The following is a 19,047-nucleotide window of genomic DNA, read 5'->3' as shown; positions in this document are numbered from 1 at the left end:
ATAATGAGAGTTGCACCGGAATTTTATGAGTTCTTAAGAAACCGTATTAACATATCGGATGTAGTGCGGCAAAAAGTAGCTTTAACTAGAAAATCCGGTAACTATGTAGGTTTATGTCCCTTCCATCAAGAAAAGACCCCATCTTTTACGGTTAGTAATAGTAAGAGATTTTTCTATTGTTTTGGTTGTAAAGCAGCCGGTGACGTTATAAAATTTACTTCTAATATTAGCGGTTTATCTTATAATGAGTCTGCTATAAAGCTTGCAATCGATTACGGTATAGAGATACCGAAATTAACTGCAAAACAGAAAGAATTTTATGAAGAATCCGATGAAATTCTAAATATTTTAGAACTCGCCAATAAGTTTTTCAGGACACAATTAACACCTGAAATATTACATTATCTACACGAAAGGGGTATTACCGAAGAAACAGTAAAAGAGTTTTCAATAGGTTTTGTCCCGAAGAATAATAAATTTGAAAAATTTTTTCACGATAAAAATATAGATATTATAAAGCTTGGTAAAGCAGGGCTAATCGGCAAGCGAGAAAACGGTGAAATATATAATTTATTTTCTAACCGTATTACTATTCCAATTAGAAATATTTACAATAAAATTGTAGGCTTTGGCGGTAGAGTACTAGGGGAGGGGCTGCCTAAATACTTAAATTCACCTGAAACTACAGTATTTCAAAAAAGTGAAACTCTATACGGTGAGCATAAAGCGATAAGCAGTAGCTATAAAAAAAATCATTCGATTTTAGTAGAAGGTTATTTTGATGTTATAGCACTACATCAAGCAGGTTTTAGTGAAACGGTTGCGAGTCTCGGTACTAGCGTTACTGAGAATCACTTACATAAATTATGGCGTGCTGGCGATGAAATTATATTATGTCTTGACGGAGATAATGCAGGCATAAAAGCTAGTATAAGAACTATTAACTTAGCATTACCGCTTATTAATAGTGAAAAGAAAATTTCTTTTATTAGGTTACCAAGCGGACTTGATCCCGACGATGCAGTAAATAAAAACGGTGCTGATTTTTTTGCAAAGCTTATAGATAAAAGAATAAGCTTATCAGAAATGATTTGGCATATTGAGTATAGCGGCAAGAGTTTTAAAACTGCGGAAGAAAAAGCTAATTTAGAAAAAAATTTAAAAAATTATTGCAGCAAAATATCGGATAGTGATTTAAAAGTAAGTTATTACAGGTTTTTTAAAGATCAAATATGGCAAAATTTAGTTACAACGCAGAAGAAAGCTACAACTAAAAACTCAAATTTGGCTCCTATAATTTCAAGTCACGGCTATTCGGAGCTTGAAATACTAGAACACGCTTTTTGTGCTTTGTTGGTTAAATTTCCTATAATACTTGAAGAAAAAGATATTAGAGATTTCATCTTAAATTTAAATTTTAATAATAAATCGCTTGAAGAATTCCGTAATTGGTATTTAAACGAGATTATAGATAATAACGTAGAAGCAAGTGAAATTACTGCAATTGTGGAAAAAACTAGCTTTTTTGATATTTTTTTATTATTATCAAAAACGGATAATTTGTTTTTAGATATCTCATTTAATAAAAATAATATCAGACTGGATTTATTATGGCAGTGGCTACATAAGAAATATTATCTAATAAATTTACAACAAGAATACGCTATTACCATAAACAGTACTGACAATCACGACTTTGAAAAAGTTTTACTATATAAAAAAGAAATTCTGAAGATTGCAAATGAACTGCAAGTTTTAAACGAATCTTTTATTAATCACACGATAACTTAATTATTTCAAACTTCTTTTAAGAGAAAAAAGCATATAGGTATTTAATGAGCAATAGCAATATAGACAATGATCTAGATAAAATAGATAGTTTACTTAAAAAAGCTAAATCTAAAAAGATACCGGTCACTTATGATGATATAAACAACGCTCTTCCTCTTAATAAAAATCCTTCAATAAGACAATTAGAGGAAGCTATATTAAAATTTTCCGATGCAGGAGTAGATATTTTAGAATCTAATGAAGATGATGAAATTAAGCTTGATATCGGAATGGATGAAGAATTTAAGCTATCTACCAATGTTGATAATGAACCTGAGGATGAGGTAGAAGAAGAAAATATAGGTACTACCGATGATCCTGTAAGATTATATCTTAAGGATATGGGGGGAGTCGATCTTTTAACTCGTGAACATGAAGTAGAAATAGCAAAAAGGATTGAGGAAGGACATAAAACAATGACTGCTTCCTTATGTAGAAGCCCTATTGCTATGCGTTGTTTTATAGTATGGTATGAAGATTTAGTTAATGAAAAAATGTTACTACGTGATTTGATAGATTTAGAAGCTAACATGTTACATGACGAAACACCCGAAAATGATGAAGAAAATAGTAGTGAGACCGAAGGAGAAGAGCATGAGGATAATCACTTATCTATGTCTAGAGTAGAAACGCAGATATTACCTAATATTATAGAGCGTATGAAAAAGATTGCTTTTATCTGCGAGGAGCTACTCATTGAAGCTAAAAAATGTTATGAGAAATCTTTTGAGCCGAAGGTTTTACAAAATAGCAAAAAATATAATAATTTGGAATTATTAATAAATGAAGTTTCGGAAATACATTTTAATTCTAAAAGAACGGAAGAAATTTTAGGTAAGATGTATGGAATAAATCGTGATTTAATTAATAAAGAAACAGCTTTTTTAAAACTTGCTGAAAAATATGGAGTAACTCGCCAAAATTTCCTTGATGAATATATAGGATCGGTTATCAATGCAGCATGGAAAGAAAAAATGCTGAAAAATAAAAAAGTCGCTTGGAAAGAGTTAATGACTAAAGAATCGGATTATATAGATCAAATGATTGCTGAATTATCGGTTATAGAATCTAAAACCGGTCTTTTAGTTAATGATTTTAAAAAACTAGTGAATACTATACAAAAAAGCGAGAGACAAACGCTACAAGCAAAAAAAGATATGATAGAAGCGAATTTACGTTTAGTTATATCTATTGCTAAAAAATACGCTAATAGAGGATTGCAGTTTTTAGATTTAATTCAAGAAGGTAATATAGGACTTATGAAAGCGGTGGATAAATTTGAATATCGCCGTGGTTATAAATTCTCTACCTATGCTACGTGGTGGATTAGACAAGCTATAACAAGAGCTATTGCCGATCAAGCAAGGACTATACGTATTCCTGTGCATATGATTGAAACAATTAATAAGATACTACGTACTTCAAGACAAATGCTTAATGAACTCGGATACGAACCAACAGCAACGGAAATCGCTAACCGTCTTTCAATGCCGCTTGATAAAGTGCGTAAAGTCATGAAAATAGCTAAAGAACCTATAAGTCTTGAGAATCCCGTAGGTGATGATAGTGACGGCGGTCAATTAGGCGATTTTATCGAAGATAAGAATGCAGTAGCACCGATTGATGCGGCAATTCAGTCAAATTTACGAGAAGTTACCACTAGAGTACTTGCAACCCTGACGCCTCGTGAAGAAAGAGTGCTTAGAATGCGTTTCGGTATAGGTATGAATACTGACCATACATTAGAAGAAGTAGGGCAGCAATTTAAAGTAACTAGAGAACGTATAAGACAAATCGAGTCAAAAGCTTTAAGAAAGTTACAACATCCTATTAGATCCAAAAAACTTAATAGCTTTAGAAGCGGAGGAAAGCGTGGTGACGGTAATCCATCGGATTTACTAGAAGCATGATAATACTTATACTGTCATCCCGTGATTTGGGATCTCAGGACACGATACAAGATCCCGTGGTCAAGCCACGGGATGACAGTGGGCTATTATGTATCGATATAAAATTACCATTGAATATTTAGGCACGGATCTTGCAGGTTGGCAAAGACAAGCAGGAGTAATGTCGGTACAGCAGATATTAGAAGAAGCGATTTATAAATTTTCCGGTGAACAGGTGATATTGTTTGGGTCAGGAAGGACAGATGCCGGTGTTCATGCTATAGGTCAAGTAGCACATTTTGATCTTTCAAAATATTTAGAACCTCACAAAATTATTACAGCTATCAACTATTTTGCAAGACCGTATGCCGTAGGAGTATGGAATTGTGAATTAGTCCCCAATAATTTTCATGCTAGGTTTTCGGCTACTTCTCGTTATTATATATATAGAATTATTAATAGACCTTATCCATCGGTAATTGATTTAAATAGAGCATGGTGGATTAGTTCACCTTTAGATGTTCCGGCTATGCAACAAGCTGCCGCCTATCTATTAGGCAAACATGATTTTACTTCATTTAGGGCTAGCTCATGTCAATCAAAATCACCGATTAAAACTTTAACTGAACTTAATATTATTAAAGAAGACGAAGAAATAAAATTATATCTTTCAGCCCCGTCATTTTTGCATCATATGGTACGTAATATTGTCGGCAGTTTAGTACTTGTTGGTAAAAATATTTGGCAGGCAGAACAAATTAAAGATGTTTTAGAAGCCAAAGATAGAAAAGCCGCTGGTCCTACTGCTCCCGCCTCCGGTCTTTATTTTGTGAAAGCAGCGTATTAACAACCATAAATTTTGTCATTGTTATGTGGATACCACCTTGTCATTGCGAGGAAATTACGAAGTAATTGACGAAGCAATCTCAGGATATTTGACGAGATTGCCACGCAAGTACTACGGTTGCTCACAATGACAACCGGGTATCATCTACAAAGCACACTCGTAATGACGTCCTAAATTAGTACACTACGACACTGTCAATAAACTGTATAATTTTTCATGGATGTTAGTTAGCTTACCTATATCATTTCCACCGGCTTGAGCAAGGCTTGCTTGTCCACCTCCGCCGCTGCCACCTAAGAATAAAGAAAGTTTTTTTGCAATTATATCTGCATTGTATTTGTCTGTTATAGCTTTACTCACCGCAACCGTAATAGATAATTTACCAATTCCCTCGGCAATATATACCATTATCAAATCTTCTACTTTTTTTGTTAAATTTTCGGCAGCTTGACGTAATATTTTATTGTCTATATTTCCTACTTTTTTATATAATAGTTTTATTCCTGTTATTTGTGCAGCTTGCTTTTCAATTTGCTCTATACTTAAATCTAAACTAGCTAAAAGAGTTTTTTCTAACTCTTTTTCAACTTCCTTGTTACGCTCTAAGATATTATTAACCTTAGTAATAAGTTCATTTTTATTAGTTTTGAAACTGCTTTCTATCGATTTAAGTAAACTATCCTTTTCTCTCATTAATGTAATTACGAATTCACCGCAAACTGCTTCAATTCTACGAACACCTGCTGCTATAGCACTTTCGCTTGTGATTTTAAAGCAACCGATGTCACCGGTACGTCTGACATGCGTACCGCCGCATAATTCTAAAGAAGTCTCACCCATCTTAACTATTCTTACTTCAGAGTCGTATTTCTCGCCAAACAGTGCCATAGCTCCTTGTTTAACTGCATCTTCAGTTGCCATTAATGTAGTAGTTACTTCATGATTATCTCTAATAATCTCATTTACCTTATCTTCGATTAAAGTGATTTCTTCATTAGTCACAGCTTTAGAATGGCTAATATCAAAGCGTAAATAAGTCGGAGTGACTAACGAACCTTTTTGAGTAACATGTTTCCCAAGTACCTCATGCAGTATTGCATGTAATATATGCGTTGCCGAGTGATGAATTCTTAAATTTTGCCTATATCTTATGTCTATACTAAAATTAGCATTCTCGCCTACGTTAATCTGCCCCTTTTTCAAAATACATTTGTGGACTATAATAGAACCTAAATATTTTAAAGTATCTATTACTTCTACTTCAGAATCTTTTGCAAATATCGTTCCGATGTCACCTATTTGACCGCCTGATTCACCGTAGAAAGGAGTTTGGTTGCTGATTAGTAGGAATTGTGTATCTATTTCTTTTATATCATTAACTAAATTATTATTTTTGATTAATGCAATTATTTTACATTTTGCTTCATTAAGTGTATATCCTAAAAACTCCGTGCTACCATGTTGCTCTTTGATATCAAACCACAACTGATCGGTTTTTGATTCACCGGAGCCAAGCCAAGATTTTCTAGCACGTTCTTTTTGCATAAGCATTTGCTCTTCAAACCCTTTGTGATCAACGGCAATATCACGGTTTTTTAGAATATCTTCGGTTAAATCAAGCGGAAATCCGTAAGTATCGTATAGTTTAAATGCTACTTCTCCTGATAATTCATTACCTTTTGTTAGTGTTTCTGTTTCTTCGGTAAGAAGTTTGAGACCACGTTCTAATGTGGCTTTAAATCTAATTTCTTCTTGTTCTAAGATACTGCTTATAAAGCTTTCTGCTCTTTTAAGTTCAGGATAAACATTCCCCATTAAATCAACAAGTTTTGGCAGTAATTTATACATTAACGGTTCTTTTGACCCAAGCATATGAGCATGCCTCATGGATCTTCGCATAATGCGGCGAAGTACGTAACCACGCCCCTCATTTGAAGGAATAACGCCGTCAGCTATTAAAAAGCTACTTGCTCGTAAGTGGTCGGCAATAACTCGGTAAGAAAATTTAGCTTCTCCCTCTACTTTCACTTTTACTATATTTTCGGTAAAATTAATTATTTCCTGAAATAAATCTATATCATAATTGTTGTTAACATGCTGTAATACTGCCGTCATACGCTCAAGACCCATACCGGTATCGATAGATTTTTGCGATAATTCTATGCTAGTATCTTTATCGATTTGTTCATATTGCATAAATACCATATTCCAAATCTCGATAAATCTATCACCGTCTTCATCTTTAGTACCAGGAAGTCCGCCATATATTTGTTCACCGTGGTCGTAAAAAATTTCGGAACAAGGACCGCAAGGGCCAGTATCACCCATTGACCAAAAATTATCGTTTGTTTTGATCTTTATGATGTGATCATCCCCAAAACCTGCTATTTTTTTCCAATAAGCAGCTGCTTCGTCATCAGTATGATAAATTGTTGCATAAAGCTTGTCTTTTGGGAGTTCAAATTCTTTAGTTAATAAATTCCAAGCGTAATATATGGCTTGTTCTTTAAAATAGTCACCGAATGAAAAATTACCTAGCATTTCAAAAAAGGTATGATGTCTTGCCGTATAACCGACATTCTCAAGGTCATTATGCTTGCCGCCGGCTCTAAGAGACTTTTGACTAGTTACCGCTTTGTTATAAGGTCTTTTTCCTTGTCCGGTAAAAACATTTTTAAATTGTACCATTCCGGAATTAACAAACATTAAGCTAGGGTCATTGTGTGGAATTAACGAGCTGGCCGGTACATGTGTATGATTATTTGCTTTAAAGTAAGTTATAAATTTACTTCTAACTTCTTCGGTGGTAAATTTAGTCATGGTAAGATATATTATTTAATGTTATGTCATTCCGGAGAGGATCATTTTTCGTCATGGCGAGGAAAATTACGTAGTAATTGTACGTACGCAATCTCGTGCCAAAGTCCTGAGATTGCCACGCTCCTTATCAGTCGTTCGCAATGACGGTTCGGGTATCCACGCAGAAATGACGTCCAGTATAGTAAAATACACTGAATTATGATTAAAATAAATTTATTTATGAAAAATATTTTTGATTCGATCAAATTACATTTTGTTCAATTTGCTACAAAATTAAAAATATTTTCTTTCAAAAGAAAAAAGATTGTGGTGTTACTAGGTAATAAAGGTGTATTTCTTAGTACTTTTCTCGATAATAAATTATTAGATAAATTATTTATCCCTACTCGGGAACAGATAGACTTAAATCCTTATAAAAACTTTTTTAGTAAATTTCCAAAAAGCGATATTTATTTTTTACTTGACGGCAGTGAATGTAAAACACGGCACGATCAAATACCTATATTACAGTCAATAGTTAAACTTGATCCTATTGAACAATTTATTGAAGGTTATTTTAATAAAGAAGACATTATAGCACATTGTGTTTACGAAATTACTACTACCCCAAGTGAAATTTGGTCGACTTTAATTATGTCGTGTCCATTTGAAACACCTTTAAGTGATATAATTTCATGCATTATAGATAACAGATCTCTTGATTTAAAAGGAATTTACTTTTTAACGTTAGAGCTAAAAGTTATTATAAATAAAATAGTGCAGAATATAGAAAATGATAAATATAACGATTATTTTCAAATTTGTGTATATGCATCACAAGCTAGCGGTATAAAATTTATTATCAAACATAAAAATAATATAATAACAATTAGAAATCTTGAGTATCCATTTGATAAAACAACCGGCTATGTTCAAGGTATTATAGAACAAGAAATTAATGATTGTTTGATATTATTTAAAAACTATATAAGTAATCTTGACCAAAGAGCCTGTATAATTCTTATAGTAGATGAAGAGTTAAAATCTTTATTAGAATCAACAAACTTTGAAGAACGCCCTGTAATCTTTATACCGGTTGATAATATACTAAATAAGCAAACTCTAGAAAAAGAAAGATTTATAGATACGAATATTAGTAGACTGTTTCTAGAATATAAGAGTTTTCCCGCTTATAATAATAATTTAAAATCAATAAAAAAACTAGTTACTATAAAGGATCTGACATTTAAATTATATAGTGCATTACTTATAATATTAATATTAGTGGTCGGTATTATCAAATATAATACAAAACAAAATTACAAAGACATAAACTCTATTAATGAAAAATATTATGCAACAAATCAAGAATATGATGATATCAAATATAAATATCCTTATATTAAAAATACTACTAGCCTAGCTGATTTATATGTAATAGAAAAATTACTAGAAGCACCGGTACCACTGCCGTTTGATTTACTTAAAAGGCTAATAATTACTTTAAATCCGGCTTTTAAATTAGAAGAAATTAAATGGGAATTAACAAATATAGATAATATTTTGTTAGTTTCTAAGAGACAATTAATAATCAAGTTAATACTTAAATATCATACTAATAATCTATCGGTAGATGAATCTCTAAAGATGCTAGATGATCATATGACAAACGCAAAAAATAAATTATCTAATTTGCAGATAGATTATGTTATATATAAGGATAAAATACTTGATATATTCGGTAAGGTAGTAATTCCTTTATCGGTTAATATAGTTGATAATAAAACGTAATATTCCATGTCATTCCCGCGTAGGCGGGAATGACATAAACCATGCAACGGTTACTAAATAACCCAAGGTAAAAATAATGTTTGAAAAATATATTATGTATTTAAAGAATCTTATATTTTTTCAATTTATTATATATTTCTTCTTTATTTCCTTAACTATTTGGATAATAAAAATTTTCCAGCAAGAATACAGTAAATCTATTCTTGATAAACAAGTTTTACAAGAAAATCTAACGGAGGAAGTTTTAAAGCTTTATTCTGTCATGAACTCTAAAGAAGAAATATTAGAATCGTACAAAAAATATGTAGATTTAAGCGTGCCAAGTAGTGTGAGTTGTTTAAATTATCAAGAACTAATTCCTAAAATAAAAAGCTTAAGCAATAAATATGATTTAGTAGAACCTATAGATGTATTTATAAATTCAGTATTTTTTAAAAATAATGTTCAGGCGATTGAAGGAGAAGGTGAATCGATTCATTTAAATAATTATAGCATAAATATAAAATATGCATGTGCAGATTTTTTGACTTTTCTAAAAATATTCTCTGAAATTTATTCTTATATGCCTCCTAATACTCTTATATCTTTTGTACGAGTACGTAAAGAAGAAGTGTTAACACCTAAGAATATATATAAACTTTCAGTAAATCATGCTCCTAATCTTATTTATGCTAAATTGATATTATATATCAGAGAATTAGCCTCAAAATAAATTACCAAAATGAATAATGCAATAGTACTTAATAACGTAAATACTAATTTATTTAAAAAAGATATTGTTAATAATTTTGTCAATAATCTTATGAAATCTACTTGCGCTACTATTGCAAATATGCTTGCTATAGATTATACGCTAAGGCTTAATTCTAAACCAGAGGCTGAAAAATATATTAATAAATGTATTTCTAGACTCAAAAATTATTTAGGTATGCGGGTTATTAACGATGATAATTTTTCCGTAGCATTAGAGTTATTTGCAATAATGATTACTTCTGAAGACGAAAATGAGCAAAATAAGAATAATATTTTAGAGCAATCACAAGATATAATAGCAGAAAATCTTGTAGAAGTTTATTTTGGAGATGAAATAAATAGTACCGCAAAAGAAAAAATTAAAAATATATTTAAAACTCTTTTAAAAGAGAAGAATTTTGATAAAATAATAAATTATGCGGAGTCTCACAAAAAATTATTTAAGGCTTCTGTAATGTATGCTATGAAGAAATATAATAATATTGATGAAGCAACCATCTATATAAAGAAAGAATTTAATAAAATATTAGAGATGTCTTTAGTATTTACACAAAAAAGTAATATATTTAAACAAGCAACTGGAAAAATCGCCGGTGCTGTGTGTGCTTTATTAGTCGGAGCAATCAGTGTTGCGACTGCAGGAGCGGCTTTTTCTATCATAGTTGTACCGGCATCAATTTTTGCCGTCAGATATGCACCTGAACTTGGTGAAAAAATTGGAGGATTAATTTTGAATAATGATAATGCAATAAAACTAGAACAAAGCAATATAGATAAGTTTATGAAAACATTACAAAATGATAAAGAAAGTCTTCTATCTCAAGAAAAAACAAAAAACATCAAACAAAATATTAAAGTTTCTCCTTCTCAAATCAATGTTAAATTAACTAAGAAAGTGGTTAATGAAAAACATAGATAGGGTATAGTCATTGCGAGAAGAATTACGCAGTAATTCGACGAAGCAATCCAGTAAAAATTCTGTAAATTAGAATTTTTTTAATTATTTTTCTAGATTGCCACATCTCTACGCTCCTCGCAATGACGACTACGGTATCAACGCAAGCAAAGCTATTCGCATGAAATAAAGCTATTTTTACTTGAGAATATAAAATATTACTCTTATTATCTTTTTTTAAATCAATAAAATAACTTAATGAGAAAAGTAGTAATATCCGGCATGATCGGCAATGCTTTAGAATGGTATGATTATGCATTATATGCGCAATTTGCTTATATTATAGGGCAGCATTTTTTTCCGGATTCAGAAATGCAAGAGACGTTAACTTTTGCGGTATTTGCTGCAGGCTTTGTAGTACGACCGCTCGGCGGTATTATTTTCGGTAATATAGGTGATAGATTCGGTAGACGTACTGCTTTGGTGATGGGTATTATAGCTATGGCAATACCGACTGCCGGGATAGGGCTCTTACCAAGTTATAAAACTATTGGAATTGCCGCTCCTATTATTTTAACTATTATCAGACTCATACAAGGTTTTTCTTTAGGAGGGGAATTTAGCGGTTGTATTTCGTATATTGTAGAACATGCTTCGTTCGAGCAGCGAGGACTTGCGGGGAGTAGCTCATTTGTTAGTATGTGCGGCGGTATGCTGCTTGGACTTGGTACAGCAGCCGGTTTTTCTTATTTTATGCCTGCCGATATGCTATTTGAATGGGGTTGGAGGATACCTTTTATTGCCGGTTTATTTATTAGCTCCGTAGGTTTATATATTAGAAAAAACCTAGCAGAAAGTCCTATTTATAAAAAAGCTAAGGGAACAAGGCGTTTAGCACGTTTTCCTTTACGAGAAACATTAACAAAATACCCAAAAGAACTAATTATCGCACTTGGTCTGTATATTACCGTAACTGCTCCTTTTTATACTTCTACGGTTTTTATTGGTAATTTTATGCAAACACTCGGTTATACTAATCAGCAAAGCACAATTGTTAGTAGTATAATATTAATCGTAATGATGATAGTATTTCCTATATCTGCGTATGTTTCGGATAAGGTGGGGCGACGTCCTGTACTAATATGGGGGATTATCTTGTTAATTTTATCAGTCTATCCTATTTTTGTAGCCTTAGGGTCGATGAATTTTACTTTAGCTATAATATCTCAAGTAATATTTGCTGGAGTTATTAGCATCTATATGGGGCCTATTCCAACGGTTTTAGTAGAGATATTTCCGACTAGCATAAGATTTACCGGTGTTGCACTTTCATACAACCTTGCAGCTGCTATATTTGGCGGTACTGCTCCAATGTTAGCAATGATATTAACGAAAGTTACCGGAGACAATTATGCTATTGCATATTATTTAATTGCACTTGCCTTGTTATCTTCTATAATTCTAAAATTCTATAAAGAAACCTATAAAAAGAATCTAGTAAATTAATATGAGCGAAGTTTTTGAAATACCAAACGGTGAAAGCAAGGTTTTACTCCATTGTTGTTGTGCTCCTTGTGTTGGCCCTTTAATGGAAAAAATGATCGATACCGGCATTAAGTTTATGCTTTTTTTCTATAATCCTAATATTCATCCTAAAAAAGAATATGAGCTTCGTAAAAACGAAAATATTAAATTTGCCGAGAAACATAATATAGAATTTATCGATGCAGATTATGATCCACAAAATTGGTTTAGGCGTGCTAAAGGGATGGAGCTTGAGCCTGAGAGAGGTATACGCTGTACAATGTGTTTTGATATGCGTTTCGAGCGTACGGCTTTATATGCTTATGAGAACGGCTTTAAAGTTATAACTAGCTCGCTTGGTATTTCTAGATGGAAAGATATGAACCAAATTAATGAATCAGGAACTAGGGCGGCATCTCATTATGAAGGGGTGACCTATTGGACTTATAATTGGCGTAAAGATGGCGGTGCTAGCAGAATGTACGAAATTGCAAAAGAAGAGCACTTTTATAAACAAGAATTTTGCGGCTGTGTTTATTCTTTCCGTGATACTAACGATTGGCGAGTAGCAAACAATCGTCCTAAAATCGAGATCGGCAAGGAGTATTATTAAGACCTCAAATTAATAAAAAAATATTTTATTTTTTTGCATCTTTATATTATAATAATCTAGACAATCTAGCTATATGAGGATTTTATATGAATAAATGGCAGTTACACGAAGCAAAGAATAAGTTAAGTAATATTATTGATATTGCAATGCATGGTACCCCTCAATGTATTACAAAAAGGGGTGAAGAAGCAGTTGTAATTATTAGTATAAAAGACTATAAACAACTTACTAAACAAAAACCTGATTTCAAAGAATATTTATTGAGCATACCTAAGACAGATAATTTGGATATTCAGAGAGCAAAAGGATATGCTAGAGATTTTGAATTATGAAATATTTATTAGATACTAATGTTGTATCTGAAATTCAAAAGAAAAAATCCAATTCTCAAGTAGCAGCATGGTTTTCAATTATTCATTCTAGCCAGTTATACTTAAGTGGTATTACTATCGGCGAAATAAGAAAGGGAATATCAAAATTAGCAAAGAAAGATAAAATAGCAAGTTTGAAATTAGAAAAATGGTTAGAAAGAATAATAATAGATTATAATGAAAGAATTCTTAATATTGACAAAGAAATATGTGAGGAGTGGGGTGAATTAATGAGTATTGATAGTACGAATGCAATCGATGCTTTAATAGCTGCACAGGCAAAACAAAGTAATATGATACTAGTTACTAGAAATATTAAACATTATAATATGTTTAATATAAAAATATTTGATCCTTTTAACTGATCAAAATTTTCTTTCCCAATAATAATACCCTATGAAAAAACTATCATTTCAGCAAATTATTCTGACATTACAAAATTATTGGCAGGATTATGGCTGTGCAATATTGCAACCTTACGATGCCCATGTTGGAGCCGGTACGTTTCACCCTGCAACTGTACTTCGCTGCCTTGGTACTAAACCTTGGTCTGTTGCATATGTTCAGCCATCAAGAAGACCAGGGGATAGCAGGTATGGCATGCATCCTAATAGAATGCAGCATTATTATCAGTTTCAAGTTATCTTAAAGCCGTCTCCGGATAATATTCAAGAGTTATATCTTAAAAGCTTAGAATGTTTAGGCATAGATTTAAAAATTCATGATATCAGATTTGTTGAAGATGATTGGGAGTCGCCAACCTTAGGTGCTGCCGGGCTTGGCTGGGAAGTATGGTGTAACGGTATGGAAGTATCGCAATTTACTTATATGCAGCAAATCGGTGGTATTGAATGCCGTCCCGTTGCCGGTGAAATCACTTATGGACTCGAGAGGCTTGCTTTATATATTCAAGGTGTTGATGAAGTAAGAGAGCTTGATTGGAGCGGGCAAGTAGGCGAAAAAGCTTTAAAATACGGTGAAGTGGATTTCGAAGCTGAATGGCAATTTTCAAAATATAATTTAGAGCTTGCCGATAGTGAAATGTTACTGCGACATTTCAAGGATAGCGAAGACCAGTGTGAGAGATTAATCAAAGCTAATTTACCTATGCCGGCTTATGATGAATGCCTTAAGGCAAGTCATGCATTTAATCAACTAAATGCACTTGGAGTAATCAGCGTCACTGAGCGTGCTTCTTATGTTTTAAGAGTGCGTCATTTAGCTAGAATTTGTTGTACAAAATGGTTGGAGATGAACAAGTGAGCGAGTTATTATTAGAACTATTTAGCGAAGAAATTCCGGCTTTTATGCAAAAAAATGCTGAAGAGGGTTATTTAAATATATTCACGAAAATTTTTGAAGAAAACGAAATATTTGCAAAAGTACAAGTATTCGCGGGACCTCGCAGGATAACGCTGCATGCTACCCATTTGCCAAAGATAACTTTGCCAAAAGAGGAAGAAATTAAAGGACCAAGCATAGAAGCTCCGGAAGCCGCTATTAACGGCTTTTGTAAAGCTCATAATGTTAGTAAATTAGAACTTCCTACTAAATTAATTAGTAATCAGCTATATTATTTCTTTGTCAAAAAAACAGAAGAAAGAGAAATAAAAGAGATTTTGCCGGAGATTATTATAGAGGCTATTAATAAATATAGCTGGGCAAAATCGATGTTTTGGGGTGATTACAAAATAAAATGGATTAGACCTCTGCGAAATATTTTATGCATATTTGACGGCGAAATATTACCGATACAATTTGGGCATTTAACCGCTAATAATATTACGTATGGGCATCGTCTTACTGATAATAAAAAATTAGAAGTAACAGATTTTGAAGATTATAGAAATAAGCTTTTAGAAAATCATGTTATTTTAGAAAGAGCAAAGAGAGAGGCAATAATTAAAACCGGTTTACTGGAACTAGCAAATTCTCATGAGTTAATTATAAAAGAAGATAATCGTTTAGTAGAAGAAGTAGTAGGGCTTAGCGAATTTCCTGTTGTGCTGCTTGGAAAAATACCGCAAAAATTTTTAGAGTTACCTAAAGAAGTACTTATTTCTTCGATGCGTACGCATCAGAAATATTTTTGTTTATTTGATAAAACAGGAAATTTCACACCGTATTTTCTCTTTGTCAGTAATGGCAGATTTACAAATGCTGAACTAGTTATTCAAGGTAACGAGAAAGTTCTATCGGCACGTCTTTCGGATGCTTTATATTTTTGTAAGCAGGATATAGCTAAAACTTTAGAATCAAGATTAGGCCAATTAGAAGCTGTAACATTTCATGCAAAGCTTGGTAATTTAAGAGAAAAAATTGAACGCATAACCGATATTTGTAATTATATAGCTCCAAATAATAAGGATTTGATTACAGCAGCTAGACTTTGCAAAAGTGATCTTGTTTCTGAGATGGTCGGGGAATTTCCTGATTTACAGGGGATTATGGGTTATTATTATGCAAAACATGAAGGGCTAAATGCAGAAATAGCCGCTGCAATTAGAGACCATTATAAACCGCAAGGTTTGAGCGACAATTTACCAAGTGGAAATGCGGCTTTACTTGCTTTAGCCGATAAGCTAGATAGTTTAGTAGGTTTGATGATAGCAGGGGAAACACCAACAGGCTCAGGTGATCCATATGCCTTAAGACGTCAAGCTCTTGGTATAATAAGAATAATACTTGAAAATAAATTAGAGCTAAATTTTAATGATTTAATTAATTTTTCTATAAACTTATATAAAGATTCATCTGACGAAAATAAGAATTTAATAATATCTTTTTTTGAAGAAAGAGCAAAATTTTACTTTAAAAATGACTATGATATTGCGTTAATTAATGCAGTTCTTGACTTAAATTTAGTAGATACAAACTTTAAGCTTGATGCGTTAAAAGAATTTTTAATAGAAGACGCAGGCAAGCAATTATTAAATGCTTACAAACGAGCTAGCAATATAATTGGTGATCAGAAAATTACCGGCTTAGTTGATGCGAGTCTCTTTAGTACACAACCTGAAAAAGAATTATTTGAAGTAATCCAAAAAATTTCTCCGCAAATTATAGATAGTATAGCTGATAAAGATTATAAGAAAGCATTAAATTTATTATCGTCTCTATTAACTTCCATTACTAGCTTTTTTGATAATGTACTCGTTAATGACTCTGATCCAAAGATCGCTCAAAATCGTTTGTCGTTATTACAGAATATTTGTGAATTATTTGATAAAGTAGCTAAGTTTAACCGCTTATGATAAACAAAGCAGTTCAATTTATAAAATCAGGTAAAGTGGTTGTTTTTCCGACTGAAACAGTCTATGGGATTGGTGCGGATGCCACAAATAATGAGGCGTGTTTAAAGATTTTTCAGTTCAAAGAGCGCCCTGCTATCAATCCGCTTATCGTGCATGTCTCCTCCATAGAGCAAGCAAAGGAAATAGGGGAGTTTGACGATTTAGCTACAAAAATAGCAGAAAAATTTTGGTCTGGACCATTATCTATAGTTGTCCCTTTAAAAGAGAATGCAAATATTGCCCCTAGCGTAACAGCAGGACTAAATACCATAGCACTTCGGATACCATCTTATCCTGTAGCGTTAGAGCTTATCAGACAATCAGGCATACCTATAGCTGCCCCAAGTGCTAACCCTTCAAACTATATTAGTCCGACTAACGCTGAGCATGTCACAAAACATTTTAAGGATAATCAGGAAATTTTTATTTTAGCACCTGAAATCTATCAATCTAAATATGGGCTAGAGTCAACAATAATTGATACAACAACTGTTACTCCTACTATTCTTAGAGAAGGGTTTATAACTGCTGAAATTTTAGGAGAAATACTAGGGATAGAAGTGTTAAAAGCATCAGAGACAAGTACTATAAAAGCTTCGGGAATGCTTGCAAAACACTATTCACCAAAAGTACCGGTTAGGCTAAATGCTATAAATTTAGAGGATAAAGAAATCGGATTAAATTTTAGCAATAGCAATCTTACAGGAAGATTTTCATTAAACTTAAGTGTAAAAGGTGACTTTATAGAAGCCGCTGCAAATCTTTATGCTTATTTAAGAATACTTGACGATTATGCTGCATCTCATGATGTAAGAGGTATAGCAGTTAGCCCTATACCTCAAGTGAATATAGGGGCTGCAATTAATGATCGCCTAAAACGTGCCGCAAAATCATAAATTTCGGCGTTCTATTCGCCTTAATAGCTTTTTGATGATATTTGGTAATTACATAGTTATCGTGCGGTTTTAAATAATCATTTTTATTTATAATTTCAAAATTACCGTTCTGCTGTATTAACTCTATTGCTTCATAAAAATAATTTTCGATATCGGAAGCAAATACTAAATTACCATTGTCTTTTAGCTTATCTTGTAAAAGCTTAAGTCGTTCTTTATTGAAAATACGTTTCTTTTTTTGCTTATTTTTTATCCATGGATCGGGAAATAAAATATAAATTCCATCAAGGCTATTACTTGGTATCTCATTTAATATTAAATCCAAATTATTAGGGAATAATAAAAAATTCGTGATATTTTGTTCGCCTGCAAGCTTTAAAACATTTGCAACTCCGTTTAAATATACCTCTATCCCAATAAAAAGTGCATTAGGATTCATTTTAGCTTGATTAATGAAATGCTCACCCATACCAAAGCCTATCTCAAGAAATACTTTACGTTTTTCATTTACAAGCTTTTCTTTAGAAAATAAATATTTTGGTAGTTTGTTATCTAATAAATTCTTTTGCACTCCTGATAAGCTTTTACCGATACGTCTTGCATATGACCGATTGAGATTAATAGGAGAAAATAATATTACCCTACTGTGACCTTGTAGATCCTTATAAACGCTTTCAATATTATAACCATGATCTAAGAAAATTTGGGTTACCGCTTCTTCCTGTTTAAACCCTATTTCTAATATAATCTTACCGTTTGGTTTTAAGAATTGTTTGGCATTTTCGGCGATGAGAAAGTAAGCTTGCAGTCCGTCTTTTTCAGCAAATAAAGCAATAGACGGTTCATAATTGATTGTTTCAATTGCCATCTCTGATTTTTCGCTGTGAGCTATATATGGCGGGTTGCTAACGATAAAATCAAATTTCTGAGTTTCAATATTCTCAAACCAATTACTGTGAATAATCTGAATGCGATCCGTTACCTCATATTTTGCCGCATTACTTTTGATAATGTCTATAGCATCAAGACTTATATCGGTTGCAATTACATTAGCATTCGGTAACTCACATAATAGACTGATAGCAATGCAGCCGCTACCTGTGCCAAGTTCTAGGATATTTAAGAATTTGTCATTGCAGTTTTCGCTTATGTCATTCCCGCGAAAGCAGGGATCCGGTTGCTTTTTTTCTGGATTCCCGCTTTCGCGGGAATGACATTGAAATACAACATCCACCAAAACTTCAGTATCGCTTCTTGGAATTAATACATGTTTATTAACAATAAATTCACGTGAGTAAAATTCTTTAACACCTGTAATATATACTATCGGTTCATGCTTTAATCTTCTCGCTAACAGTTTTTCAAAAGCTTCTATCTTGGCTTCATTTAACTGTTCATCAAGATTAATAAGTAAATACTCAATAGGTTTATTTATAACATGCTGTAGTAAAATTCGTGCTTCTAATTGCGGCGAACTAATACCTATTTTATTTAATTTATCTGTAGCGTCACTAAGAATTTGCTTTATAGAACATTGCATGGAAAG

General features: G+C 32.4%; 15 protein-coding genes. 13 read left to right on the top strand and 2 right to left on the bottom strand.

Features of this window, described 5'->3' with window-relative positions:
- The first annotated feature begins 3 nt into the window (after positions 1-3).
- From dnaG to truA, 3 genes are all read left to right on the top strand, one after another.
- Complete coding sequence (dnaG, locus tag RSL_RS06795; protein WP_014273870.1) at positions 4-1,791, top strand: DNA primase; 1,788 nt, start codon at positions 4-6, stop codon at positions 1,789-1,791.
- Positions 1,792-1,835: 44 nt separating this feature from the next.
- Complete coding sequence (gene rpoD, locus RSL_RS06790) at positions 1,836-3,740, top strand: RNA polymerase sigma factor RpoD (RefSeq protein WP_014273869.1); 1,905 nt, start codon at positions 1,836-1,838, stop codon at positions 3,738-3,740.
- 88 nt (positions 3,741-3,828) lie between these two features.
- Positions 3,829-4,566, top strand: a complete 738-nt coding sequence (gene truA / locus RSL_RS06785; protein ID WP_014273868.1) for a tRNA pseudouridine(38-40) synthase TruA — start codon at positions 3,829-3,831, stop codon at positions 4,564-4,566.
- A 183-nt stretch (positions 4,567-4,749) separates the two neighbouring features.
- On the opposite strand, the gene alaS is transcribed toward truA, so the two are convergent.
- Complete coding sequence (alaS, locus tag RSL_RS06780; RefSeq protein ID WP_014273867.1) at positions 4,750-7,386, bottom strand: alanine--tRNA ligase; 2,637 nt, start codon at positions 7,384-7,386, stop codon at positions 4,750-4,752.
- Positions 7,387-7,584: 198 nt separating this feature from the next.
- Here alaS and RSL_RS06775 point away from each other — a divergent pair, with 198 nt between their 5' ends.
- The 10 genes from RSL_RS06775 (at position 7,585) to RSL_RS06730 (ending at position 17,501) form a co-directional block, all read left to right on the top strand.
- Entirely contained in the window at positions 7,585-9,156 is a 1,572-nt protein-coding gene (locus RSL_RS06775) for a hypothetical protein (protein WP_014273866.1), read from the top strand.
- 76 nt (positions 9,157-9,232) lie between these two features.
- Positions 9,233-9,868, top strand: a complete 636-nt coding sequence (locus tag RSL_RS06770) for a hypothetical protein (protein WP_014273865.1) — start codon at positions 9,233-9,235, stop codon at positions 9,866-9,868.
- Positions 9,869-9,877: 9 nt separating this feature from the next.
- Positions 9,878-10,828 (top strand): RP853 family protein, encoded by a 951-nt coding sequence (locus RSL_RS06765; protein ID WP_014273864.1) that lies wholly within the window; start codon positions 9,878-9,880, stop codon positions 10,826-10,828.
- 234 nt (positions 10,829-11,062) lie between these two features.
- A complete protein-coding gene (locus RSL_RS06760) occupies positions 11,063-12,310 on the top strand; it encodes a metabolite/H+ symporter (protein ID WP_014273863.1) in 1,248 nt (415 codons plus the stop codon).
- A gap of 1 nt (position 12,311) precedes the next feature.
- Positions 12,312-12,941 carry an epoxyqueuosine reductase QueH gene (locus tag RSL_RS06755; RefSeq protein ID WP_004997144.1) on the top strand — a complete coding sequence of 210 codons (630 nt, stop codon included), beginning with the start codon at positions 12,312-12,314 and terminating at the stop codon, positions 12,939-12,941.
- Positions 12,942-13,027: 86 nt separating this feature from the next.
- A complete protein-coding gene (locus RSL_RS06750; protein ID WP_004997145.1) occupies positions 13,028-13,273 on the top strand; it encodes a type II toxin-antitoxin system Phd/YefM family antitoxin in 246 nt (81 codons plus the stop codon).
- Positions 13,270-13,677: a type II toxin-antitoxin system VapC family toxin gene (locus RSL_RS06745; RefSeq protein WP_014273862.1), complete on the top strand. Its 408-nt coding sequence runs from the start codon at positions 13,270-13,272 to the stop codon at positions 13,675-13,677. Before RSL_RS06750 ends, RSL_RS06745 begins: the two co-directional genes overlap by 4 nt.
- A gap of 31 nt (positions 13,678-13,708) precedes the next feature.
- The gene (locus RSL_RS06740; protein WP_014273861.1) at positions 13,709-14,575 is read left to right on the top strand and encodes a glycine--tRNA ligase subunit alpha; all 867 of its coding nucleotides are present in this window, start codon (positions 13,709-13,711) and stop codon (positions 14,573-14,575) included.
- Positions 14,572-16,566: a glycine--tRNA ligase subunit beta gene (gene glyS, locus RSL_RS06735; protein WP_014273860.1), complete on the top strand. Its 1,995-nt coding sequence runs from the start codon at positions 14,572-14,574 to the stop codon at positions 16,564-16,566. The genes RSL_RS06740 and glyS overlap by 4 nt, the downstream gene beginning before the upstream one ends.
- Positions 16,563-17,501 carry an L-threonylcarbamoyladenylate synthase gene (locus RSL_RS06730; RefSeq protein ID WP_010977872.1) on the top strand — a complete coding sequence of 313 codons (939 nt, stop codon included), beginning with the start codon at positions 16,563-16,565 and terminating at the stop codon, positions 17,499-17,501. The genes glyS and RSL_RS06730 overlap by 4 nt, the downstream gene beginning before the upstream one ends.
- On the opposite strand, the gene trmB is transcribed toward RSL_RS06730, so the two are convergent.
- Entirely contained in the window at positions 17,467-19,041 is a 1,575-nt protein-coding gene (gene trmB / locus RSL_RS06725; protein ID WP_014273859.1) for a bifunctional peptide chain release factor N(5)-glutamine methyltransferase PrmC/tRNA (guanosine(46)-N7)-methyltransferase TrmB, read from the bottom strand. The genes RSL_RS06730 and trmB overlap by 35 nt on opposite strands.
- Positions 19,042-19,047: the final 6 nt, after the last annotated feature.

Source organism: Rickettsia slovaca 13-B, assembly GCF_000237845.1.
GTDB lineage: Bacteria > Pseudomonadota > Alphaproteobacteria > Rickettsiales > Rickettsiaceae > Rickettsia > Rickettsia rickettsii.
This window is presented reverse-complemented; position numbering and strand designations above follow the sequence as displayed.